This is a genomic window from Microcoleus sp. PH2017_09_SFU_O_A, from assembly GCF_020738625.1.
In the GTDB taxonomy this organism is placed as follows: Bacteria; Cyanobacteriota; Cyanobacteriia; order Cyanobacteriales; family Microcoleaceae; genus Microcoleus.
Genome location: NZ_JAEQCF010000093.1, coordinates 1 through 20455 on the forward strand (window position 1 = coordinate 1; position 20455 = coordinate 20455).

At 44.9% G+C, this 20455-nt stretch carries 24 protein-coding genes and 1 pseudogene; 12 read left to right on the plus strand and 13 right to left on the minus strand.

The features are described from left to right. Positions 1–193 precede the first annotated feature (193 nt). The 3 genes from JGK16_RS27760 (at position 194) to JGK16_RS27770 (ending at position 3733) form a co-directional block, all read left to right on the plus strand. A complete protein-coding gene (locus JGK16_RS27760) occupies positions 194–1726 on the plus strand; it encodes an NAD(P)/FAD-dependent oxidoreductase (RefSeq protein ID WP_293193313.1) in 1533 nt (510 codons plus the stop codon). Positions 1727–2034: 308 nt separating this feature from the next. Beyond that, complete coding sequence (locus tag JGK16_RS27765; protein WP_293193314.1) at positions 2035–3249, plus strand: FAD-dependent oxidoreductase; 1215 nt, start codon at positions 2035–2037, stop codon at positions 3247–3249. A gap of 361 nt (positions 3250–3610) precedes the next feature. Then, positions 3611–3733, plus strand: coding sequence for a hypothetical protein (locus tag JGK16_RS27770; RefSeq protein WP_293157680.1), 123 nt, complete (start codon positions 3611–3613; stop codon positions 3731–3733). Positions 3734–4327: 594 nt separating this feature from the next. Here JGK16_RS27770 and surE read toward each other — a convergent pair. Then, positions 4328–5005 carry a 5'/3'-nucleotidase SurE gene (gene surE, locus JGK16_RS27775; protein ID WP_293193315.1) on the minus strand — a complete coding sequence of 226 codons (678 nt, stop codon included), beginning with the start codon at positions 5003–5005 and terminating at the stop codon, positions 4328–4330. Between the two features lie 149 nt (positions 5006–5154). Here surE and JGK16_RS27780 point away from each other — a divergent pair, with 149 nt between their 5' ends. Both JGK16_RS27780 and JGK16_RS27785 read left to right on the plus strand, forming a co-directional pair. Continuing rightward, positions 5155–6591 (plus strand): DUF3370 domain-containing protein, encoded by a 1437-nt coding sequence (locus JGK16_RS27780; RefSeq protein ID WP_293193318.1) that lies wholly within the window; start codon positions 5155–5157, stop codon positions 6589–6591. A 95-nt stretch (positions 6592–6686) separates the two neighbouring features. Continuing rightward, entirely contained in the window at positions 6687–7247 is a 561-nt protein-coding gene (locus JGK16_RS27785) for a Uma2 family endonuclease (protein WP_293185689.1), read from the plus strand. 185 nt (positions 7248–7432) lie between these two features. Here JGK16_RS27785 and JGK16_RS27790 read toward each other — a convergent pair whose 3' ends face one another. Together JGK16_RS27790 and JGK16_RS27795 are read right to left on the minus strand one after the other, a co-directional pair. Then, entirely contained in the window at positions 7433–7810 is a 378-nt protein-coding gene (locus JGK16_RS27790) for a hypothetical protein (RefSeq protein ID WP_293185693.1), read from the minus strand. Between the two features lie 71 nt (positions 7811–7881). Continuing rightward, entirely contained in the window at positions 7882–8163 is a 282-nt protein-coding gene (locus JGK16_RS27795; RefSeq protein WP_293185722.1) for a DUF5615 family PIN-like protein, read from the minus strand. Positions 8164–8192: 29 nt separating this feature from the next. Between JGK16_RS27795 and JGK16_RS27800 the strand changes: the two genes are divergently transcribed. Then, a complete protein-coding gene (locus JGK16_RS27800) occupies positions 8193–8366 on the plus strand; it encodes a hypothetical protein (RefSeq protein WP_293185694.1) in 174 nt (57 codons plus the stop codon). Between the two features lie 22 nt (positions 8367–8388). Here JGK16_RS27800 and JGK16_RS32835 read toward each other — a convergent pair. From JGK16_RS32835 to JGK16_RS27810, 3 genes and pseudogenes are all read right to left on the minus strand, one after another. Next, positions 8389–8457: pseudogene (locus tag JGK16_RS32835) on the minus strand (DUF433 domain-containing protein); the annotation flags it as partial. Beyond that, a complete protein-coding gene (locus tag JGK16_RS27805) occupies positions 8458–8592 on the minus strand; it encodes a hypothetical protein (RefSeq protein ID WP_293185695.1) in 135 nt (44 codons plus the stop codon). It abuts the pseudogene before it with no gap. A gap of 164 nt (positions 8593–8756) precedes the next feature. Next, on the minus strand, positions 8757–9284 hold the full coding sequence (locus JGK16_RS27810; RefSeq protein ID WP_293185697.1) for a helix-turn-helix domain-containing protein: 528 nt from the start codon (positions 9282–9284) through the stop codon (positions 8757–8759). 324 nt (positions 9285–9608) lie between these two features. Between JGK16_RS27810 and JGK16_RS27815 the strand changes: the two genes are divergently transcribed. Both JGK16_RS27815 and JGK16_RS27820 read left to right on the plus strand, forming a co-directional pair. Then, on the plus strand, positions 9609–10205 hold the full coding sequence (locus tag JGK16_RS27815; protein WP_293185698.1) for a hypothetical protein: 597 nt from the start codon (positions 9609–9611) through the stop codon (positions 10203–10205). After that, positions 10189–10596: a hypothetical protein gene (locus JGK16_RS27820; protein ID WP_293185699.1), complete on the plus strand. Its 408-nt coding sequence runs from the start codon at positions 10189–10191 to the stop codon at positions 10594–10596. Before JGK16_RS27815 ends, JGK16_RS27820 begins: the two co-directional genes overlap by 17 nt. On the opposite strand, the gene JGK16_RS27825 is transcribed toward JGK16_RS27820, so the two are convergent. Further along, positions 10597–10746 carry a hypothetical protein gene (locus JGK16_RS27825; RefSeq protein WP_293185701.1) on the minus strand — a complete coding sequence of 50 codons (150 nt, stop codon included), beginning with the start codon at positions 10744–10746 and terminating at the stop codon, positions 10597–10599. It abuts the gene before it with no gap. Positions 10747–10749: 3 nt separating this feature from the next. On the opposite strand from JGK16_RS27825, the gene JGK16_RS27830 reads away from it, so the two are divergent. Together JGK16_RS27830 and JGK16_RS27835 are read left to right on the plus strand one after the other, a co-directional pair. Then, positions 10750–11331, plus strand: coding sequence for an Imm30 family immunity protein (locus JGK16_RS27830; protein WP_293185702.1), 582 nt, complete (start codon positions 10750–10752; stop codon positions 11329–11331). Between the two features lie 31 nt (positions 11332–11362). Further along, positions 11363–11911, plus strand: coding sequence for a hypothetical protein (locus tag JGK16_RS27835; protein WP_293185704.1), 549 nt, complete (start codon positions 11363–11365; stop codon positions 11909–11911). Between the two features lie 84 nt (positions 11912–11995). Here JGK16_RS27835 and JGK16_RS27840 read toward each other — a convergent pair whose 3' ends face one another. Further along, positions 11996–12256, minus strand: a complete 261-nt coding sequence (locus tag JGK16_RS27840) for a hypothetical protein (RefSeq protein WP_293185706.1) — start codon at positions 12254–12256, stop codon at positions 11996–11998. A 63-nt stretch (positions 12257–12319) separates the two neighbouring features. Here JGK16_RS27840 and JGK16_RS27845 point away from each other — a divergent pair, with 63 nt between their 5' ends. Together JGK16_RS27845 and JGK16_RS27850 are read left to right on the plus strand one after the other, a co-directional pair. Next, on the plus strand, positions 12320–12550 hold the full coding sequence (locus JGK16_RS27845; RefSeq protein WP_293185708.1) for a hypothetical protein: 231 nt from the start codon (positions 12320–12322) through the stop codon (positions 12548–12550). 17 nt (positions 12551–12567) lie between these two features. Continuing rightward, positions 12568–13014, plus strand: coding sequence for a DUF5958 family protein (locus tag JGK16_RS27850; protein WP_293185709.1), 447 nt, complete (start codon positions 12568–12570; stop codon positions 13012–13014). 173 nt (positions 13015–13187) lie between these two features. Here the strand turns inward: JGK16_RS27850 and JGK16_RS27855 are convergent, their stop codons facing one another. From JGK16_RS27855 to JGK16_RS27875, 5 genes are all read right to left on the minus strand, one after another. Next, the gene (locus JGK16_RS27855; RefSeq protein WP_293185711.1) at positions 13188–14471 is read right to left on the minus strand and encodes a dihydrolipoamide acetyltransferase family protein; all 1284 of its coding nucleotides are present in this window, start codon (positions 14469–14471) and stop codon (positions 13188–13190) included. A gap of 172 nt (positions 14472–14643) precedes the next feature. After that, positions 14644–15084 carry a YlqD family protein gene (locus JGK16_RS27860; RefSeq protein WP_293185715.1) on the minus strand — a complete coding sequence of 147 codons (441 nt, stop codon included), beginning with the start codon at positions 15082–15084 and terminating at the stop codon, positions 14644–14646. A gap of 410 nt (positions 15085–15494) precedes the next feature. Then, a complete protein-coding gene (locus JGK16_RS27865) occupies positions 15495–17444 on the minus strand; it encodes a long-chain fatty acid--CoA ligase (protein ID WP_293203535.1) in 1950 nt (649 codons plus the stop codon). Between the two features lie 193 nt (positions 17445–17637). After that, a complete protein-coding gene (locus tag JGK16_RS27870) occupies positions 17638–19281 on the minus strand; it encodes an efflux RND transporter permease subunit (protein ID WP_293203534.1) in 1644 nt (547 codons plus the stop codon). A gap of 25 nt (positions 19282–19306) precedes the next feature. Then, positions 19307–20338: an efflux RND transporter permease subunit gene (locus tag JGK16_RS27875; protein ID WP_293185719.1), complete on the minus strand. Its 1032-nt coding sequence runs from the start codon at positions 20336–20338 to the stop codon at positions 19307–19309. Between the last annotated feature and the right edge of the window lie 117 nt (positions 20339–20455).

The window sequence follows — 20455 nt, forward strand, 5'->3', positions numbered from 1 at the left end:
GGGTTAAAGATTTTATTTGATAATTTTCCATCTCCGAATACCTTCTTCGTCCACGGAGGTGGACATCGTTTGTGTAGCCGCGATTTCCAATCGCCGGGGGGCTATAAGAAATCATCTTCAGAATTTCCTCAGAATTGAGCGTTAGCCTAAAAATAGAACGATCGCCCGATTCAATCGATCGAGGAAATATCCCATGAAAACAGATTACCTCATCGTCGGTAGTGGTTTATCAGCATTGGTTTTTGGAGCCTTGATGGCCAACTCCGGCAAAATCGTGCACATCCTGGAAGCTCACGAGCATCCCGGAGGCTTTGGCCACACCTTTACAATGGCCAAAAAATACACGTTTAATGCCCAATTCCACTACGTTTGGGACTGCGGCGAAGGACATACAGTCGATCGAGTCCTCAAAAAACTCAATCTCGATCGCGATGTCACCTTTGAGCGCTACGATCCGAATGGCTTCGACCACATGAGAATGCCTGGGTACGCCCTCGATATTCCCTCGGAAGCAGAGGAATTGATCCGGCGATTGTCGGCGCTGTTTCCCGAAGCGGGCGAGAGAATTCGCAAATTCGTCAACGAAGTCGAAAAAACTGGCGAAGGACTCAGAAAACTCGCTCCTCCCGTCAAACCAATTGAATTGCTCAAAAATTTCGGTGACGTATTCTGCGCCGTCCAACACCTCAATAGCACGCTTCAGGATGTTTTTGATAAATTCCAACTCCCCCAAGGCGCCCAAACTTTATTAGCCCTGCAATGGCCGGACTTTTTGCTACCTCCTAACCAGTTGTCTTTCTATGCTTGGATTGCTTTGTTTCGAGGCTATCAAGAAGGTGCATTTTATCCGACGCAGCATTTTGAAGATGTCATCAATTCTTTAGTTAAAGTCATTGAATCCAACGGCGGGAAAGTTTTACTAAACCATGAAGTCACGAATTTCCGGCTGACAGATAGAACTGTCACGGGAGTTGAAGCGATGGATTTGACAACGCATCAAACCCATGAATTCACGGGCGACACGGTGATTTGCAACCTCGACCCCAAAAGAGCAGCCAAGATGATTGGTCAGGAACTGTTCTCAAAAACAGTGCGGCGGAAACTTGATTATGAGTATTCTGCATCCAACTACATGGTGTACTGCGTTGTCAAAGATATCGACCTGCGAGACTACGGCTTTGGCAAGTGGAATACGTTTCATTCCGAACATTTGGATCTGAATGAAGCTTTTGCTCAAATGTATGACAAAAATGATTTTTCTCGTCCGAGTTTTGCGATTACAACGCCGACTTTACTCACCGAAGCGCGGCCCGATTGTCCCGAAGGTTGTCAAATTGTAGAATTTCTGACTGTGGCTAACTACAGTTATTTTAAACAACTTTGGGAGACCGACCGCAAAGCTTACAGGCAGAAAAAACAAGAGATTCTCGACTCAATTTTAGACGTAGTTGAAAAACACTATGTTCCCGATTTCCGCAAACACATGATTTTTCATATTACCGGAAGTCCTACCACTAACGAGCGCTTTTGCTGGTGTCCCAACGGCAATTCCTACGGTTCTACCCTGACGCCGAAAAACATGGGAGTCGATCGGCTAAATCACGAAACATCCCTCAACAATTTCTATTTCTGCAACGCATCCTCGGGCTATCCAGGCTTTGCACCGACATTTTGGACGGGGGCGCTGCTTTATCAACGTTTGTCCGGCGATGCGATTTTAGGCTAAGAGAAATTCGTTACTCGGCGATGGAAATCGCTAGTTGTGAAACGAAGTCTACCTCCGCAGACTAAGAAATAAAAAGGGCATTACATCCAACCAGCCAGAAAACTAGAAACAGCTTCTAGCCCCCCCCTTATTAAGAGGAGTTAGGTAGGGCAGTTTATTGTCATCAGACAAATTAGGTACGTAGTTGCGCTTGAGCGCTCTTTCCTAATATTTATAAGGAGCGCTGAAGCGCAACTACATACCTTCTTTTTTTAAGCTCTTAAGCATTCGATGATTAATGTTCCACTCTATCAATTTAGGAGAGAACCATGAGAATTGCAATTGTTGGGGGCGGAGCTAGCGGTATGGCTACAGCCTACTGGCTCAACAAACAGGGACACCACGTCACTGTGTTGGAAAGTCAGCCGATTTTAGGCGGACACATTCGGACGCTCAATAAAAATGTTTTGCCCAATCAATCTGAGTGCAATGAAATATTAGAAAATGGGGTGCTAGAATTTCCCACTGTGTTTTACAATTTCGCGGCTTTAATGCAGGATCTAGGCGTTGAATTAGAACCCGTGCAGATTGGTTCATCGCTATTTTTTAAAGATGGCGGTCACTTTTTGTCAGCGGTTGCTATTCAAAAAAATTTTACGGGAATGCAACGCTTGATTGAGTATTTGCAACTCGACAGTCTCTATGCTCGTTCGGCTGGATTTCTGCTAAAAATGCGGTTTGCCAAACAGCACGATTTCTACGATATGCCACTTTCTCATAGTTTAAAAAAGTCGTGCGTCCGCAATGATTGGCTGAAGTTGCTGACGATGTACAGCTACTCGATACCGTTTGAATTGCTCGACGATTTTCCAGCGGAATTGGCGATGCCGGTGCTGCGCGAATATGCTTCGGTGAATTGGGTGAGGATTAAAGGGGGGGTCTATTCTTACATTGAAAAGATTCTGGAGCGGTATAAGGGTGATATCCTGCTGAATGTGGAGATTGCTAAGATTTTCAGAAGTGCTGGTGCTGTAAAAATTGTGCTGGCAAATGGGGAGACTCAGGAATTTGATAAGGTGGTGTTTGCGATGCCGCCAGACCAAGTGATGAGGCTGTTGGCTGACCCGACGGAGGCGGAAACGAAGCGGTTTGCGGCCTGGAAACCCAATTATGCCACGACTGTGCTGCATTCGGATACTTCGATGTACGATCGCTACGGTATTCGCAAGTTATCGGAATTCGATTTTTTCGAGACGGACAAGGGATGGGGCTACAATGCAAGCTTGAATCAGCTTTGCGGCATCACATCGCCGCGAGAGTACAGTTTAGCTTTTCATCTGGATGAATTGATTGCAAAAGAGCAAATTATTCACATTCAGAAACATCACACACCATTATATACAGTGGAGTCTTTCCGATATCGAGATGAAATTATCGAGACTAATGGCGAGAATCATACCTATCATGCGGGAGCTTATTTGGGAGATGGCTTGCACGAAGGAGCGATTACCTCTGCTTTGCGAGTCGCGAAATTAATCGGGTGAGTGGAACGTTGATGCTACAAACTCTAGGAAATAAAGTAATTTCCGACATTCTACACATGAGGAATTTATGGATATGCCTAAGAGTAGATGCTAGGAGTGCAAAACATAGTTTATAATCTACCAAAGATGATACGATACTAACAGCAAGTAAACTCGTGTCCGCTGAAAACACTGTAAAATAAGTTTGTAGTGGGTTAAGTCCTCAGAAAATGCTGAAGAATTAAGTCCTGACTACAAACTTATTCTATTAAGGCTAATTGACCGAACACGATATCGCACCTGTCTGTCGGGCAACTCCTTTTACTTGCAGTTAGGCAGAGGTTTCTATCGATGTTTTTTGAGTCAAAATTGAGGAATGATTATGTCAAAAGAAAGAAAAAGCAACAAAGAAGTCAAAAAGCCAAAAAAACAACCTGATGGTGTTGCTAAGCCGAAGGATGACAATAAAAATTTTGGTAGCAGGGACGGTCAGAAGGAGAGATAGCTGCCATTCTCGGGATGGCGATTAATTTTGTTTGATTGTCATTCCTCTCAAGTTTCAACCTATTTAAATATCCCGTTTTCGGCTCATCTGAAAACGGGTTTATTATTAAATCATATCCGCAGAGAATGCTCGCAATCATCAGATGGGTTTATCATGGTAATTTAGCCATAGGATATTATATTTAGGCTATATGGGCGGTTTTATTGTCGTCATACAATTTAGGTACGTAGTTGCGCTTCAGACCTATTTCCTAATATAAGCTAAGAACCTTTAATCTGAAGTACATAGTTGCGATGAAAGCGCTATTTCCTAATATAAGCTAAGAACCATTCATCTTAGGTACGTAGTTGCGCTTCAGCGCTCTTTATAGTATAAGCTAAGAACGCTTTCATCTGAGGTACGTAGTTGCGATGAAAGCGCTTTTCCCTAATATAAGCTAAGAACCTTTCATCTGAAGTACGTAGTTGCGATGAAAGCGCTATTTCCTAATATGAGCTAAGAGCGCTGAAGCGCAACTACATACCTTGGGGCAAGGGCGAGCCGACCTTTGAGCGATACTTTTGGTATGAGAATAAAACCACCCTACCTAATCCCTCACAGAGATATCTCAGTCACAGCAATATTACCGCCAAAACACACCTCAACATCAGTCCCCGGCGCTCGATCGCGATTTCCATACTCTCCCACATAATAAAAGTATTCTCCCTCTTGGCGGTAAACCACAGGCAGCGGCTGAGTTGAAGGGCGACAAAACACAATTTCCGGTTCCGCACTTCCCGGCGCTAAATGCGGAAAATTCACATTCCAGAAACACCCCGGCTTTGGTTCGCGATTCAGCAAATCGGCCAACACCCGCGATGTCCAGCGAGTCGCGACATCCCAGTCAATTTCCAGCGGCCTTTTAATTCTATGGGAAATTGCGATGCCAGGAATACCGTGCATAGCTGCTTCCCGCACCGCAGCAACTGTACCTGAAATGTACACGTCAACGCCCAAATTGCCGCCGGCGTTAATCCCGGAAAGTACCAAATCCGGTTTTGGACAAACGTGATTGAGAGCAATCCGCACGCAGTCTGCGGGTGTTCCTCCTACAGCATACTCGACGGACGATCGCCGATCGACATGAATCGGACTGTGAGCAGTCACCTGATGCCCGCAGCCCGAAAGTTGCCCTTGAGGGGCCACCATAATTGTCTTGCCCTCTACAGCCTGCAAAAGTGCCTGAATCCCCGGAGCATCAATGCCGTCGTCGTTGGTTAAAATTATCGTCATTGAAAATTTGTCCTAAATTTGACTATATCCGCAAAAATTGACCTAAAATTCCCAAACTCAAGGAAATGTCAACATAGTTGTGGTAAAGTTTTGTGTCGATTGCTTTGCGTCAAAGCAATTTGCAAGTTCAGTTAAACGCGCTCACAGCTATGTTTTTGTTACCAATTCTACCCTTAGCTCAAGCAATCCCGAAACCTCCGAGTCAACAAGTCATCCAAATTCAGCGAGAAGTCCCGCTACCGGAAAACGAACTGGATTTACCACCACAACCGCAGACAACCGCCCCGCTGAAAACTGTGACGGTGCCCCAGCAAGTGCGCGTTTTGCCGGGAAAACTCGACAGCATCCCGGTTTTCAACAGTAACAGCCCGGAAGTTGTACAAACCGAAGGCATTTTGCTCTCCACATTTCCCGAGGAAGCCAAACAAGTACCTTCTGCACACTTAAACTTTGCCTTCAAAGGCCGATTTGACATCTTCGCCCACCACATCGCCAAAGCTAAAAATCGTGCCGAAACTCGCACCTTATTTCAAGGCATAATTGTCCACAATCCCAACTCGGAACCTGTTACTTTAAATATCCTGCAAGGAGCGACTTATTTAACTCGCCCGGATGCTTTGTTTGTCGATTTGCCGTCGTATTTAGAAAATCGATTCGGCACTGTGTTTGCGGGGCCTGGCAGCCGCATTACGAGCGATGTGCTGCGGGGGCACCGACAAGCCATTTTGCCTGCTTCCATCGAGATTCCGGCAAACCAGAGCCGAATGCTGATGAATTTGCCGATACCTGTGGGGAATGTCACGCCTGCTTCTAACGGGCGATCGACTTTAATGCGAGTGTCGAGCAGCAATTCGGTTTATGTTGCTAGTTTAGCTATGTTTGCTCCTCAAACTAAAGAAGGAGTCGAGCAATATCCGACTTTGGAACAATGGGAAAATATTTTAAACACGAAAGGTTTAGCTGGGCCGAGAGATTTAGCACCAACTCCCAGAGGCGAAAATCCACTGCAAAAAATTTACGGGCGCGTGGCCGGAGTCGCTGAAGGTTCCGAGTGGAAAGCTAAAATTACTGACAATTCGCGAACCGATTATTTAACGATTCCCAATCGCGGCGAGTCATTTTCTTATGCTCTGAGCACTACTGATACTGGTACTTTTGGGACTGGTCAAATTCAAAGCGCTAAAATGTTAGCTCGCTATCCAGATACTGCTTATTTTGCTCACGGTAATTACGGGATTCAATACAATTTAACTTTTCCACTTTATAACAAGTCTCGCGAGTCGCAAGCTGTGAGCATTAGAATGCAAACACCGATTAAAGCAAATAAAGAATCGGCCGGACTTACGTTTTACGATCCTCCGGAAAATCGGATATTTTTCCGAGGTACGCTGCGGGTGATGTTTAATGATGATGGGGGGAAGACTTTGACGCGCTACATTCACATTGTGCAGCGCCGGGGACAGCAGGGGGAAGCTTTGGTAAATGTGAATATGAAGCCGGGGGAACGCCGTTTGGTGCAGGTGGATTTCTTGTATCCGCCGGATGCGACGCCGCCGCAAGTGCTGACTGTGCGATCGAGTAATTAGTTGATGGTGATTGAGTTAGGGCGATCGGCCAGTAGGTTGAAGCTTACTGGCAATAATGATAAAGTTTATACAACTGCCGAATAAGGAGAATAGTTATGTCTGTTCAAATGCAAAGACGGCTATTTACAGTGCAAGAATATCACCTAATGGGTGAGGCTGGCATTTTGGGTGAAGATGACCGAGTAGAATTGATAGAAGGAGAGATCGTTCAAATGGCTGCAATTGGTACTCGTCATGCAACTTGTGTACGGCGACTGATCCGACAGTTTCGCCAACTTCCAGAAGAAAGTGCTATTTTGGATGTTCAAAACCCAATTCAGTTAAGTGAGCGTACAGAACCTCAACCGGATATTGTATTGCTACAACCTCGCGCTGACTACTACGCTACTGCACATCCAGTACCATCTGAAGTTTTGTTGTTAGTTGAGGTTTCTGATAGCACTGTTGATTTCGATCGCAATGTGAAAGTTCCTAACTATGCTCGTTCTGGTATTCAAGAAGTATGGTTGTGGGATCTTGAGGTGAATTGTTTAGAAGTTTACCGTTGTCCGACGGCAAATGGCTATACTTCAATGCAAAAGTTTGAGCGGGGAGAAATGGTTGCGCCGCTAGCTTTTCCTGAGTTTGAAGTAAGCGTTGATTTTATTTTGGGTTAGAGCGATATAGAAGTAGATAAGCTATCGTACATCTAGATTATTTCAGCAAGCCACAGCTCGATTTCTTCTCGGTTGCTTTTATCTTCAAAAAAAGTTTCTAAATCCCGCTCGCCTCTGATGATTCTCATAATTTCAATAGCGTTGTTCTTAGCCTTGTTTATCGATATGGAAGTAGGAGTCATTTATCAAATCTCTGAATAGGCTCTTGCTTTTAGTAAAATTATCAGATGTTCTAGCTGCTCGCAAACATCTAATTCTTCTATTTCCATTGGATTTAGTATCGATTCGCGGTTTTTGTCAAGCAAAATTTGTAGGCGTATCTGAGCCTGTTGTGAAACCTTGAAATTAACAATCTCTTGTGGAATTGGACTCTTTATCAAAAAATCAAGAACTTCTTGATAAACTGCGGGAATATCGCCACTATGAGTGTTGATTTCCGGCTCGATAGTTGTGGGATTCTTCGTTAATTCTAGAATTTGCCAAAGCAATTCTGGCAATCGATTTTGCAAAGGTTCTAGACGTTGAGCCAATTCGTCGGGAATTTGAAGGGTAATTGTTGCCATTTTTTTTAGTTACTGACGCTCTCATTGAATCGTAGCACAATAGACGACGGGAATTATAATTATAATGATTATTAAGAAGATTTTGGGTATTCCTGAAGTATAAATGTCTGTTGGCTAGCTTTAAGATTTTGTTTCATTACCCGAAGCAGACGATTGTCCATCGGCTGTGTATCTTGAGTTAAAAAGTCGTGGAGTACCTGCACTTTACCTGCATAATCTCGATCGGCTTTACAAATTATAATTCCTGGGTGATTTGAGGTTGTAGAGTGGAGATTGATAAAATCTTGACGATTTTCTGTAATGACTGCGCGCCCTACATTTATTGCGTACATCAAGACTTCATCATCTGGAATTTTTTGATTGGCTTGTCCGGCGCCCTAGGATGTCAAAACATCATAGCCACGCGATCGCAGTAAATCAACCATTGCGATCGGGAAGTTTTCATTTGAGTAAAACTTTAGCATTTTTAGTTACTTATTTTCAGCAAGCCACAGCTCGATTTCTTCTCGATTGCGATCGTAATAGTTCGTCACCGCTTGTATATCTTGAAGGGTGAGTCCTGGATAATTATAGAGAAGTTCCGCTTCAGTTGCGCCCTGTTGTTGATAAGCAACAATCGTCCAGACAGGAATGCGGGTATCGCGAATTCACGCTGCACCGCCACAAATTCCGGGAGTTTTGTGAATGGGATGCTGAAGGGTTTGGACGAATTTCAAGGTTGCTGCGAGCAAGTCATCAGGCAGTGTTTCAATGGTTTGGAGAAGTTGTTCTTTGATGGTCATAATCGATCGCCAAAATCTGATTGAATCGTAGCACAATAGAAATACGATCGCCCTTATTTGAGAAACGCAATGTGCGATCGCCCTGCGAGATCGGGTAAAAGCGCGATCGCCCTTCCTGATTTTAGTCGCTTCACCCTACCAATCAGTTGAATAGTGGCTAAACTTTAGTTAGCGTTGTTATCGTTGATGTCTAGATTTTCTATTGAGATTTCAGAATCTGGTGAAGTCGGTATTTGTACCTTGAAAACAATTACTATTTGATTTTTATCAATAGTTATATTGCTTACATTAACAATACAATTTTCAGGTAATAAATCTTTAGTTGCGAATTTAGCAGATGACTGAGTTTTATATCCAGCATCCTCAAGCCATTCAGCAATATTTCTCCAATTTTCGATCTTTTCAATCCCTTTACCCACAAAGCCTTTAACGTATCTATAAATAGTGGCACACAGGTCAGTTTCCACACCTTTGGGATTTTTTTGCAGCTTTTCCGCAATTTCAGCGGGACTATTGCCACAAAGCAACCCCCGCAGGTGCAGCTTTTCTACGGGGGTGAGAGGCTTTCCCTTAACGGCGGCCAAGTCTGCGTACAGAGTTTTGAGATCCCAGCGGCTTTCTGCTTCGACGAAGCGATCGTTTGTGGATGCCATAGATTGGTGTGTGTAAATTTCCTGATGCGATTCTAACATAATTCCTGATGTATATCAGTTTGCAACCAGTGTTATTTAGCTTACTATACTTGAAAGCTCAACTGTACATGGTGCAATTTACAAGTCAAAAAGTTTGTGGCAGGGCTTTTGAGTTATTACTGATGGCAGTTAGCGACCCGACAGGGGAGTAGGGCTGAATTTTGGTAATTTTCTGGGTTTGACTCTAGTTTCGGGTGCTGCTGGTAATTTTTTTAATTTATTTTCTGGGTTTTTGCATAATTTTGTGGATTAGCCCCTGATATATAAACAAGAGGCTGTAGCATCTCTTCTTGGGGTTGATAAGCAGATTGAAAGATTGAAATTATGGCTTCGTCTCAGAATCAAGGGGTCACTCCTTTACTCACAGGCTCTAAACTATACTTCAGCAAAAAAGCAGTGAGATTGGGAAATGCTGTTTATTTAATTCGTAACATTACCGGTTTTAGAGTCACTGAAGCTCAAATTACTGAGACAACAAGAAATAAAAAAGGAGTGCCATTTGAGGTTTTGATTTGTATGTATGTGGCAGCATTATTCTTCTTAATAAAAGAAAGCGAAAGAATATGGCTAATAGTAATTGTCACAATGATTATACTGGCTTTAGGTTATAATTTTTTTATACCCAAAACAATCAAAGTAATCACAACCCAGTATTTGATTGAAGTATCTTTCATTTCAGGAGATAAAGCAAATCTTTTACTCACCAGTGGTAAAAATATCACCAGTGAAAAATTATTAGAAGAAGTAGTTTCAGAATTATATAAAATTTTAGATAGCAATGAAGAAAAAACTTACGTAATTAATATAGAAGACAATTCTATCAATGTTGACCAAAGTGGCTCCTCAATTGGTATTGGATACTCTGGGAGCATTAGTGTTCGGCAAGTAGGTGGTAAGATATATAATGAAAACAATAATTAGCTATGGCTACGGAGATATTATGTCAGAACCCAAAATCAATCAAAGTCAAGCATCAATAGGTGTTGGCTACTCTCAGAATATAAATTCTCAGCAAGTAGGTGGTACTATCCACAATTACTCACCTGAACAAAAGCAAAATCTAGCTGAAGCAGCAGCAGAAATTCAGAAATTGCTAGAGCAACTGGCACAAAATTACCCAACGGAGACTCTGAGCGAAAAAGCAGTTGTAGCAGAAGAGGCTATAAAACAAATAAAAAGCGACCCTACTTTAGAACAGCGAGTAGTTAGTTTAATTCAAGCGATGAGTGTTGAGGCATTAATGCAAGCGATCAATCATCCTGTAGCAAGTGTATTGCGTGCGGGTTTAGAAGCTTTTAAAGAACCAAGTTAATCACTTTGCCCCAAAAGGCGGGCGATCGCCTCCCATTTCCCAAAGAGCGATCGCCTCCCATTCACCAAAAGCAATCTTCCATGATTTAATTAAAATAGCGAACCCTTTTTCACTGGCATGGTCGGGTACTTTTGATAAAGTGGGAGACATAAGATGAACGTTACTCAATTAATAGAAACATTAAATGCTAATAAATTCATCCGCTCTGATGAAGAAGCAATGAATTTTGACTTCGCTTTAGCCGAACTTGCCCTACATCCTAACAGCGAATATTTGCCAACACTTTATCTAGTTTTAGATGACAGATGCGAACAACATGAAGTCATGTATGGTCTCATTCATTTTCTGGAGTCTTTTGAGCTAAAAGACCAGTTGCAGGCGTTTATTGATAGCATAGACAGAATGATTGTGAATGCTAAAGAATGGACAATGATTCTACTTTATGGAATTCTCAATCAGGATTTAGCCCGGAGTTTATATGGCGAGATGTTACATTCTACCCATTCTCAAAATCGGGATTTATGTACGCATTTGCTGCGCGAAATAGTTGCTAATGAATCCCCTCCTTTATCTTCCCATGCTGAGTCAGTTATTTCCGGCGCAACTGCGATCGACATTAATATTGATGAAATTCAGAGGGATCTGTCGAGCTTTATTAAACTCATCCAAGAGGGTAATATATTGGTACTCTTGCAAGACGATCGACCAATAGCCGAAATTAAACCAATCAAATAAAGCCTCTCGCCATTAGATAGGAGCGATGAAGATGAATAACTATAGCAATTTTACAATCCACCTAGAAGAACCTAATGGCGAAAAATATGCTGATGCACCAGATGACTCATTAGGAGAACTTTCGCATTTTGAATTAGGGCTGAAACTATTTTGCTTTGAATGCGATCGCCCAGTTTCAATAGAAATCGGTGAACAAAAAATCAAACTTTTTTTAGACCCCGATATATGTATGCTCCTAGAAGATGAACTCCCCAAAAAACTCAGTGAGTTATCTCAAGGCAAACCCATCAAAATAGAATTTGTTGAAAGTGTGTGCCTTACTTTTGAATTGCAGCCCTTAACCAACGATAAAATTAGTTGTAATTTCAAAGAATTTGGATATTTATCTCCAAATCAGTTTACGCTAAAATCCAGAAATCAACAATTGGAACTGAATAAAAATCAAGTTATCACAGAGTTAAAGGGATTTGTTGAACAACTCATGGAAATGGCTCTAAATGGCGGCTATATCACCCCCGAAGAAAAGCAAGAATTCCTGATGCCACTCCGCGAAATTGCGCCTGCTTCGGCTATTTGTTAATTAAGTGCGATCGCCCTTAATCTCCAAAAGTGCGATCGCCCCAAAGTGAACTGTCAGTCAATCGAACACCGTTTCTCAAGAAAATTATCCTTGAGGATGCGGTAAATCAAACACCACTTCAAATCGGATGTTGGGCACTCGTTGCCGAAACAACTGAAGATGTCCCTCCGCATCCGATCGGCTGCGATAGCGACCAACGATCGCCCATTGCAAGCTCGGAAGCAAGCGAGCCACTGCCCACGGCTTCAGGTATCCTTCGTATTTCATAATAGAGGAGTCTCCATTGCTAAACGGAGCCAGAGCCAGCGCAGAAACTTGGTCGGTGGATGCGCTGGCTTCTGACATTACCCATAAAAATAACACAAAGTAAGCGTAAGTGTGCATAGATAAGCACACAACTGACTGTGGATGCACGAGCTGGACGGAGGAGGTGGCACAATAGGAGAAACTTCTAACAGATTGCAAGGCATGAGCGACAGCGAGCGGATTTCAGTGGTTTTGCCAACACAGGCTAAAAAGGAATTAGAAAAGTTGTGCGATATCGAAAAGCGATCGATCTCCAACTTTGTCTACCTTCTGATTCAAGATGCGATCGACCAAGCAAAAGCATCCGGCAAACTCAAATCAACAGATGGCTGAAACTAAAATTTTATTTAATGAATCTAACCGATGAAATTATAATCAATCAAATTCAACAACAATTAATTAGCCAAGAAGATGCAAAAAACTGGTTCTTAAGCTTCCCAACCGAAGGCCAGCAGGAAATATTGCAGCGGCTATCCTACATGACCATCCAAGCAGGGGCGCGAGAAGAAGATGTTTTCCTAGCTATTACTAAATCAAAACTTCGTGCAACTTACACCCCTTGCGTATTGCTGAGCAAAGGGCGATTAAAAGAACAAATCACAAAGCTTTTGAAACTGCCAGCCTCAGAATCTATCAAAACCTTTTTTCTGTTAATCAGTTTATTAGCAATTGCTGATGCCCGCAGGTACGATAAATATTGTCAAGATGGCTGTAGCCACTGGTGGCATCGTGATTTGAGCGATCGCAAAGTTGTAGATGAAATTCGGTGCGAGTTTGAACAAAGTATTCTTGTTTGATATCAATTCGGTTGCATCGAAATGATATAGAGGAGACGGCATTGCCGTATCCCTACAATATTATTGGTAGGGACACGGCACTGCCGTCTCCTCATTTTGGCTAATAATTCCGATGCTACCGGAAACGATATCAACTATCAACAGTCAACCGTCAACCGTCAACAGTTAACTAATTAAAGTGTCAAAGATTGAGGATTTGTCTCGATCAATTTCGCTAAATCCTGCAAGAAAGACGCAGCATCAGCACCGTAAATAATTCGGTGATCGCAAGTAATATTAACTTGCATTTGCCGCTTCACTCCCATCAAGCCTTCCTCGTTAGCTACGACTTGGGGCCGCGAAGAGCCGATCGCCAAAATCGAGCCTTGATTCGGCGGCAAAATCGCGTCAAACTTATCTACTCCATACATTCCCAAATTGGAAAGAGTAAAAGTTCCCGTGCTGTATTCGTCGGGTTTTAGCTGTTTGGCGCGGGCGCGATCGACTAAATCCTTCCAACTGCGGGAGAGAGAATATATGTCCAGGCGATCGGCATTTTGCAACACCGGCGTAATCAAACCGCCGCCGTCCATCGCCACCGCTACCGCCACATTAATATCAGCACGGTGTTGAATTCCCGACTCCACATAACAAGCATTCAGCAGAGGATGTTTTTGTAAAGTTACCGCTACTGCTTTTGCCAGCATAGCCGTCATCGTGACGCCTTTTGACTTAATTTGTTTGTAGAGTTTGTCGAGATTGTCAGTAGTAATTGTATAGCCGACGCGGAAACAGGGCACGCTCAAACTTGCTTCCATATTGCGAACCACCGCATTTTGCAGCGCATTCATCGGTACTCTGTTACCGGAAAGCGCTACCGCTGGGACTGGTGCGGGTGCGGGTTTGGCTGCTGCGGGTGCGGGTGCGAGCGCGGGTGCTGCGGGGACTGTTACTGGTTGCTGAACCGGAGCTGGTTGGGCTTTACCGGCTGCTGCTTCCACATCTTCTGCAACAATCCGACCGTTGGGGCCGCTGCCTTTGATTGAATTTAAATCTACTTTAAACTCTTTGGCTAATTTGCGAGCGCGGGGAGAGACGATGCTGCGGCCGTTTTGGCGGCTGACGTTTTGCTGCAAACCCACTGATGCTGTAGCTGCGACAGGAACGGGGGCTGCGGCTGCTGGAGCTGCGGCTGCGGGGGCGCCGGCTCCTTGTTTCTGGGCGGCGGCGATTTCGGCTTCTGTTTCTGCGACTAGGGCGATCGCAGCTCCGACCGGAGCAACTTCGCCTGCTGGTACAATAATTATTGCTAGATAGCCTTCGTAGAAAGACTCGACATCCATGTCGGCTTTGTCAGATTCAACTACGACTACCGTTTCGCCCTTTTCTACTTTGTCCCCAGCGGATTTGACCCAGGAAACAATTTTGCCCTCTGTCATGGTAGAGCTTAGGGCTGGCATGAAAACTTCGCGAATCATCTGTAAAAATTCCTTGTGAGTTGGTAATTGGCGATCGGTATTTGGGAATTGATAATTGGCGATCGGCAATAGTTATTATTATGCCAGCCTCTAGTCCGAAGATGTGCGGCTATCAACTCAAAATTACCTACCAATTACCAATTATCAATTACCAATCACCAATTTCTAAGTTCTAAATATCACCTCGAATTTCTTCGACAATGCCGTCGCGGAGCAGAACTTCTATTTGCATTTTTTGAATCAAGTTTTCTCCCACCCCGACGGTGAACGTGCCGTCAATTTGACCTTGACTCACTTCTTGTTCGAGGTCTAGCACCTGCACTTGCTGAAGCTGTTGCAGGTTTTGGTTTTTCTGTTCTAGCAGTTCGCTCTTTCTTTGATTCACCTGCACTTGAATGTTTTCTATTTGCTGCATTACTTGCGGGCCGGGGGGTTGCAGGCTTTGCTTTTGGATTTCTGAAACCATCCGCTGCCCTTGCATTTCTAGCTGTTGTAGCTGAGAATCTATTTGATTGATTTGGGCTTGGAGTTGCTGTTGAGCTTCTTCTTTCCAGCGGGGAGTAACGACGACTTTTACGTTAATCGATCGCTTCAAGAGTAATTGTGGTTCCATAAATTTGTTGCTTGTCAATTGGGAATTAGGCATTAGTCAGAAGTGCGAGCGTCCCCGCTCGCGAACAACAGTCATCAGTCATTAGTCAATAGTTGGTAGACATTTCCTAATGACTCAGGACTCGGACTCGGGACTCGGGTGTTGGTGTCAACTGAACGTCAAACCTATTATCAGTCTTCTGTCTGGCGATTCAGGCCAGATCCCCCCTAGCCCCCCTTCTTAAGGGGGGGATAAGAATCTTCTCAAAGTCCCCCTTCTTAAGGGGGATTTAGGGGGATCTGGCCTCTCCTATAAACGAGAGATACAAATAAACGAGAGATACAAAGGTTTTGAGGCTTAAGTTGACACCAATCGGGACTTGGGTGTAGGGATAATTTTTTCTTCTCCATTCCCCAAGTCCTGCGAATATTTCAAAACATCCCGTCAATCATATCGCGGTAGTGTTCAGTCACAACCGGGCGCTTAATTTTCAGGGTCTGAGTCAACATTCCATTTTCCATCGAAAATGGCTCCTGAATCAACCGGAACGGGCCAATGCGATCGTCCGCGCGGTATCCGGGGCGATTTTGCACCTCCCGGTTCAATTCTTGACGGAATAAGTCTTGAATTTTCTTGCTATTCCAGTCAATTTCGTGTATTGGCGGATTCTGAGTTTCTGCCCATTTCTGCACGGCTTCTGAATTGGGGACAATTAAGGCGCCGATCGATTTTTGGTCTTGACCTACTACCATAATTTGGTCGATGTAGGGGCTGCGGACGCAGGCATCTTCGATCGGCTGCGGTTCGATATTTTCGCCGTTGCTGAGGACGATCGTATCTTTGGCGCGCCCGGTCAAAACTAAGTCATTGCCCGGTGTCAGCCAACCCAAATCGCCGGTGTCAAACCAGCCTTCGGAGTCAATGGCTTTCGCGGTAGCTTGGGGATTGAGATAGTAGCCCTGCATGATTTGCGGCCCGCGTCCCAATACTAAACCGCGCTGGCCTGTTGGCAGTTGCTGTTTAGTTTCGGGGTCAACTATTTTAATTTCAGTATGGGCGATCGGCTGTCCGGCAGAACCTTTAAGATTGTGCCAAGGGCGGCGGACTGTTAAAACTGGAGATGTTTCAGTTAAACCGTATCCCACCAACAAACCGATATTCGCGATTTCAAAGAAATTGTCTAAATGCGCGGCCAAAGAACCTCCGCCGCTAATTGCCCACTTAAAACGCCCTCCCGTAGCTTCCCGGACTTTTTGATAAACCAGTTTTTCGGCGATCGCGTGTACGGGAGACAACAGAATACTTTTGATCCGGGCGATCAGTTTTTCCGAAGCAGAAGCAGGTTTCAAACTGAGAGTTAAACCTTGAAAAATGCGGCGGGCTTCAATGTATTGCTGGCTGGCAGATAACAGAAAATTAACCAATTTTTGTTTGTTGGGTGGCTGTTCTCTAAATTGCTTTTGTACAGCCTCGTAAATCGATTCCCAGATGCGCGGAACGCTCACCATGTACTGGGGCTTGCAACTTTTAAAGTCTTGTTTGAAATAGCGAATATTGGTGTAAATTTGCGTGCATCCTTGGGAAAGCAGGAAGTATTCGACTGTGCGTTCGTAGGCGTGCCAACTGGGCAGGATGCTGAGGGCTGATTCGCCCGGTTCGGGTTGCAAAATTGTGCCGAAGGTGGTGAGTTGGTGCAGCAGGTTCCCGTGAGTCAGCATGACGCCTTTGGGTTTGCCGGTGGTGCCGCTAGTGTAGAGGAGGGTGGCGAGGGTTTGGTGGTTGTGGTTGGCGGGTTTGAAGGGGCGGTTGGCGCCTGTGGCCATGACTTGGGAAAATTTGACTGTGGTTAGGGTGGGGCTGGTTTCTGGTTCCTCGTCGGAGAGAAGGACGATAAGTTCGATCGGCAAATCGGGGAGGCGGGCTTGCAGTTTTTTGAGTAAGGCCAGGTTTTCGACTACTAAAGCGGTACTGCCGCTGTCTTGGATGATGTAGAGGAGTTCTTCGGGGTCGGCGGTGGCGCCTCGCACGGCGTTGGCGGCCCCAGCGGTCATGATACCTTGATCGGCTATCAGCCAGCGGGGGCTGTTGTCGGCGAAGAGGGCGACGCGGGGAGGGATTATTTCTGCTGGGTTTGCATTGATGCCGAGGGCCTGCAATCCGCTGGCGAATTGCTGGATTTGTTGGTAGAGGTCGGTATAGGTGAGTTTAATTTCGGGTTTGCTGTGGGGATCGTGGAGGGCGACGGTTTGGGGAAATCGCTGTTTGACGATCGCCCAAATTTCAGGTATCGATCGAATGGAACTGTAATCGATCGTGCGGCTGAGGTTGGCGCGTTCAATGTCGCTCATTTGGGAGGAACTGTCAGGTGCGGGGCGGTTCATAGAGTATTTTTTGTGAGTTGTGGGCGATCGAACTATTTGATGCGAATTTAGCATCTCTAGCCCCCCTGCATCATAGCCTTCTGCCCAAAGAAGACTTTTCTAGAAGTTAATTTTTAGGTACGTAGTTGCACTTGGGCGCTCTTTATATGAAAGAGCGCTTAAGCGCAACTACATACCTTAGAAGATTGGGCTGTTACAACGGCGCTACTTGATCGCGCTCAACCTCGTCGCGGGGAGCAGTTTTTCCATCCAAACTCGTGCCATCATCGTGGGGCGGATGTTCCGGGCGATCGCGTTTTGTAAAGCGATCGCGAGCCGAGACAATCACCACATACAGCACCGGCACCATAAACAAACTCAAGAAAGTAGAAACAACCATCCCGCCCGCGATCGCATTCCCGAGCGATCGGCGACTGGCTGCACCTGCACCTTCGGGATTAACCAGAGGCAGAATCCCCAAAACAAACGCCAAAGAAGTCATCAAAATCGGTCGCAAACGCTCTTGAGCCGCCTCAACTGCTGCCTTAGCAATTGAATATCCCCGCTCCCGCAACTGGTTAGCAAACTCCACGATTAAAATCGCATTTTTACTCGACAATCCAATCAACATCACCAAACCAATTTGGCAATAAACATCATTCGCCAAACCCCGCAAAGACTGAGCCAAAAGCGCACCTAAAATCGCCAGAGGAACCGCCAGCAAAATAATAAAAGGATCCACATAATTTTCGTACTGAGCAGCCAAAACCAAGAACACAAAAACCAGCCCCAAACCAAAAATAATCGGCGCTTGACCCCCCGACTCAATTTCTTCCAAAGAAGTCCCCGACCATTCATAGCCAAAACCAGACGGTAAAACTTGAGCCGACACCTTTTCCATCGATTTAATCGCCTGTCCAGAACTCGCACCCGGAGCGGGAGAGCCATTGATTTCAATTGACCTAAATAAATTGTAGTGGTTGACAGTTTGGGCTCCCACCACCGGAGTTAGCTTCACCAAATTGCTCAAAGAAATCATTTCATTCTTTGCAGAGCGGACATACAATTTACTAATATCTTCAGGATTAGCACGGAACTGTTTATCTGCTTGCACGTACACCCGATAATTGCGCTGCTGGAGAGTAAAATCGTTTACATACTGCGAACCCAGAGCCGTTTGTAGCGTACTGAAAATATCACTAATAGAAATATCCAAAGCCTTAGCCCGATTGCGGTCAACTTCCACAACTAACTGAGGCGTATTCGCAGCAAACGTACTAAAAACCGCTTGCAATCCCGGCGTCTGATTCGCCTGCTTCAAAATCCCACCCATCGCCTGAACCAGAGCATCTAAACCGCTGTTTCCTTTGCGATCTTGAAGTTGAAATTGGAAGCCTCCAAATTGACCTAAACCTTGAATTGCGGGCGGATTCACCGGGAAAATTCTTGCTTCTGGAATTGCCGAAAGCTGACCCCGCAACTTACCAATAATCGCTTGTACGCTTTGAGCTTCTCCGTGACGCTCGCTCCAGGATTTAAGCGTAGTAAAGATAATACCCTGGTTAGAAGTGCTGCCGCTAAAACCAAAGCCACCCACAGAGAAAGTCCCTACAACCTCAGGAAGTTTCAGAATTTCTTGTTCAACTTCATCCATCACTTTGCGAGTATATTGCAGCGAAACTCCTTGGGGGCCTTGAATAATTGTCAGAAAATAGCCCTGATCTTCCTCTGGGATAAATGCCGTGGGTACTGATAGATAAAGCCAAGCTGTGACTCCCAGAGAGGCTATGAATACGAACGTGACAATGGTTTTAATTCCCGTGAGAAATATCAAAGATTTCCGATATTGCCGCTGCATCCAATCAAGAACCCTATTTACCCGGTCAAACACCCAACCTAGCGGGCCTCCAAACTTCTAAAGTCGTATCAAGCGCGACTCGATGTATCAACCCAGGAGGAAAACTTGTTGCGAGTTTTTCCATTTCTGCTTTAACAGCATGAGCCACATTCAAAGCATTGCTTCCCGGCAATTGATAAATTCCCAAACCCACCGCATCATTGCCCCGAAATCGCAGGAAAGAGCTGTAATTTTCGGCTCCTAATTCCGCTCTGCCGACTTCTTTTAACTTAACTACAGTGCCATTTCCATCAGTTTTAAGGACAATTTCTTCAAATTCTGCTGGTTCTTGCAGACGGCTTTTAGCCCGTAAATCAATTTGATACATTTGCCCGTCGGGAGCGGGTTCTTGACCAACTCTCCCAGCACCAACTTGTAAGTTTTGTTCGTTAAGCGCCCTGGTTATATCTTGCATTGTCAAACCGCGAGCTGCTAACTTATTGGGGTCGATCCACAGGCGCATGGCATAGCGGCGTTCCCCAAAAATTCGCACATCGCCAACACCTTTGATCCGCTTTAAAGCATCTGCCAAATACAAGTCAGCGTAGTTGCTTAAAAATGTGGTGTCGTATTCTTTATTTTCGGTAAATAAGCCGATCGCCAGCAAGAGACTGGTAGATTGTTTGGTAACTCTCACTCCCGTGCGCTGTACGGCATCTGGGAGTTGGGGTTGAGCGACTGACACTCGATTTTGGACATCGACAGCGGCAATATCTTTGTTGCGCGACGGATCGAAAGTTGCAGTAATAGTGCTAGTGCCGTCATTACTGCTGCTAGAAGTTAGATATTTTAGCCCTTCTACGCCGTTGATTTGCCTCTCTAGGATATTCGTAACGGCATTTTCGACAATTTCGGCACTCGCCCCACTATAGTTAGCCGTGACGCTAATTTGGGTGGGGCTGATGTCAGGGAAGCGTTCGATCGGCAGTGTGGGGATGCTGATTGCGCCTACTAAAATGATAATTAAGGCGCAGACACTAGCAAAGACAGGTCGTTTGATAAAGAAATCTGCAAACATAAATTTGGTAATTTCTAAAGGTACGTAGTTGCGCTTCAGCGCTCTTAGGTACGTAGTTGCGCTTCAGCGCTCTTAGGTACGTAGTTGCGCTTCAGCGCTCTTAGGTACGTAGTTGCG

What these genes read in the sequence shown, in the direction of transcription:
- JGK16_RS27760 (WP_293193313.1), top strand. Translation starts at nt 194, where the DNA reads ATGAAAACAGATTACCTCATCGTCGGTAGTGGTTTATCAGCATTGGTT.
- JGK16_RS27765 (WP_293193314.1), top strand. Translation starts at nt 2,035, where the DNA reads ATGAGAATTGCAATTGTTGGGGGCGGAGCTAGCGGTATGGCTACAGCC.
- JGK16_RS27770 (WP_293157680.1), top strand. Translation starts at nt 3,611, where the DNA reads ATGTCAAAAGAAAGAAAAAGCAACAAAGAAGTCAAAAAGCCAAAAAAA.
- surE (WP_293193315.1), bottom strand. Translation starts at nt 5,005, where the DNA reads ATGACGATAATTTTAACCAACGACGACGGCATTGATGCTCCGGGGATT.
- JGK16_RS27780 (WP_293193318.1), top strand. Translation starts at nt 5,155, where the DNA reads ATGTTTTTGTTACCAATTCTACCCTTAGCTCAAGCAATCCCGAAACCT.
- JGK16_RS27785 (WP_293185689.1), top strand. Translation starts at nt 6,687, where the DNA reads ATGTCTGTTCAAATGCAAAGACGGCTATTTACAGTGCAAGAATATCAC.
- JGK16_RS27790 (WP_293185693.1), bottom strand. Translation starts at nt 7,810, where the DNA reads ATGGCAACAATTACCCTTCAAATTCCCGACGAATTGGCTCAACGTCTA.
- JGK16_RS27800 (WP_293185694.1), top strand. Translation starts at nt 8,193, where the DNA reads ATGTCAAAACATCATAGCCACGCGATCGCAGTAAATCAACCATTGCGA.
- JGK16_RS27805 (WP_293185695.1), bottom strand. Translation starts at nt 8,592, where the DNA reads ATGACCATCAAAGAACAACTTCTCCAAACCATTGAAACACTGCCTGAT.
- JGK16_RS27810 (WP_293185697.1), bottom strand. Translation starts at nt 9,284, where the DNA reads ATGTTAGAATCGCATCAGGAAATTTACACACACCAATCTATGGCATCC.
- JGK16_RS27815 (WP_293185698.1), top strand. Translation starts at nt 9,609, where the DNA reads ATGGCTTCGTCTCAGAATCAAGGGGTCACTCCTTTACTCACAGGCTCT.
- JGK16_RS27820 (WP_293185699.1), top strand. Translation starts at nt 10,189, where the DNA reads ATGAAAACAATAATTAGCTATGGCTACGGAGATATTATGTCAGAACCC.
- JGK16_RS27825 (WP_293185701.1), bottom strand. Translation starts at nt 10,746, where the DNA reads ATGTCTCCCACTTTATCAAAAGTACCCGACCATGCCAGTGAAAAAGGG.
- JGK16_RS27830 (WP_293185702.1), top strand. Translation starts at nt 10,750, where the DNA reads ATGAACGTTACTCAATTAATAGAAACATTAAATGCTAATAAATTCATC.
- JGK16_RS27835 (WP_293185704.1), top strand. Translation starts at nt 11,363, where the DNA reads ATGAATAACTATAGCAATTTTACAATCCACCTAGAAGAACCTAATGGC.
- JGK16_RS27840 (WP_293185706.1), bottom strand. Translation starts at nt 12,256, where the DNA reads ATGTCAGAAGCCAGCGCATCCACCGACCAAGTTTCTGCGCTGGCTCTG.
- JGK16_RS27845 (WP_293185708.1), top strand. Translation starts at nt 12,320, where the DNA reads ATGCACGAGCTGGACGGAGGAGGTGGCACAATAGGAGAAACTTCTAAC.
- JGK16_RS27850 (WP_293185709.1), top strand. Translation starts at nt 12,568, where the DNA reads ATGAATCTAACCGATGAAATTATAATCAATCAAATTCAACAACAATTA.
- JGK16_RS27855 (WP_293185711.1), bottom strand. Translation starts at nt 14,471, where the DNA reads ATGATTCGCGAAGTTTTCATGCCAGCCCTAAGCTCTACCATGACAGAG.
- JGK16_RS27860 (WP_293185715.1), bottom strand. Translation starts at nt 15,084, where the DNA reads ATGGAACCACAATTACTCTTGAAGCGATCGATTAACGTAAAAGTCGTC.
- JGK16_RS27865 (WP_293203535.1), bottom strand. Translation starts at nt 17,444, where the DNA reads ATGAACCGCCCCGCACCTGACAGTTCCTCCCAAATGAGCGACATTGAA.
- JGK16_RS27870 (WP_293203534.1), bottom strand. Translation starts at nt 19,281, where the DNA reads ATGCAGCGGCAATATCGGAAATCTTTGATATTTCTCACGGGAATTAAA.
- JGK16_RS27875 (WP_293185719.1), bottom strand. Translation starts at nt 20,338, where the DNA reads ATGTTTGCAGATTTCTTTATCAAACGACCTGTCTTTGCTAGTGTCTGC.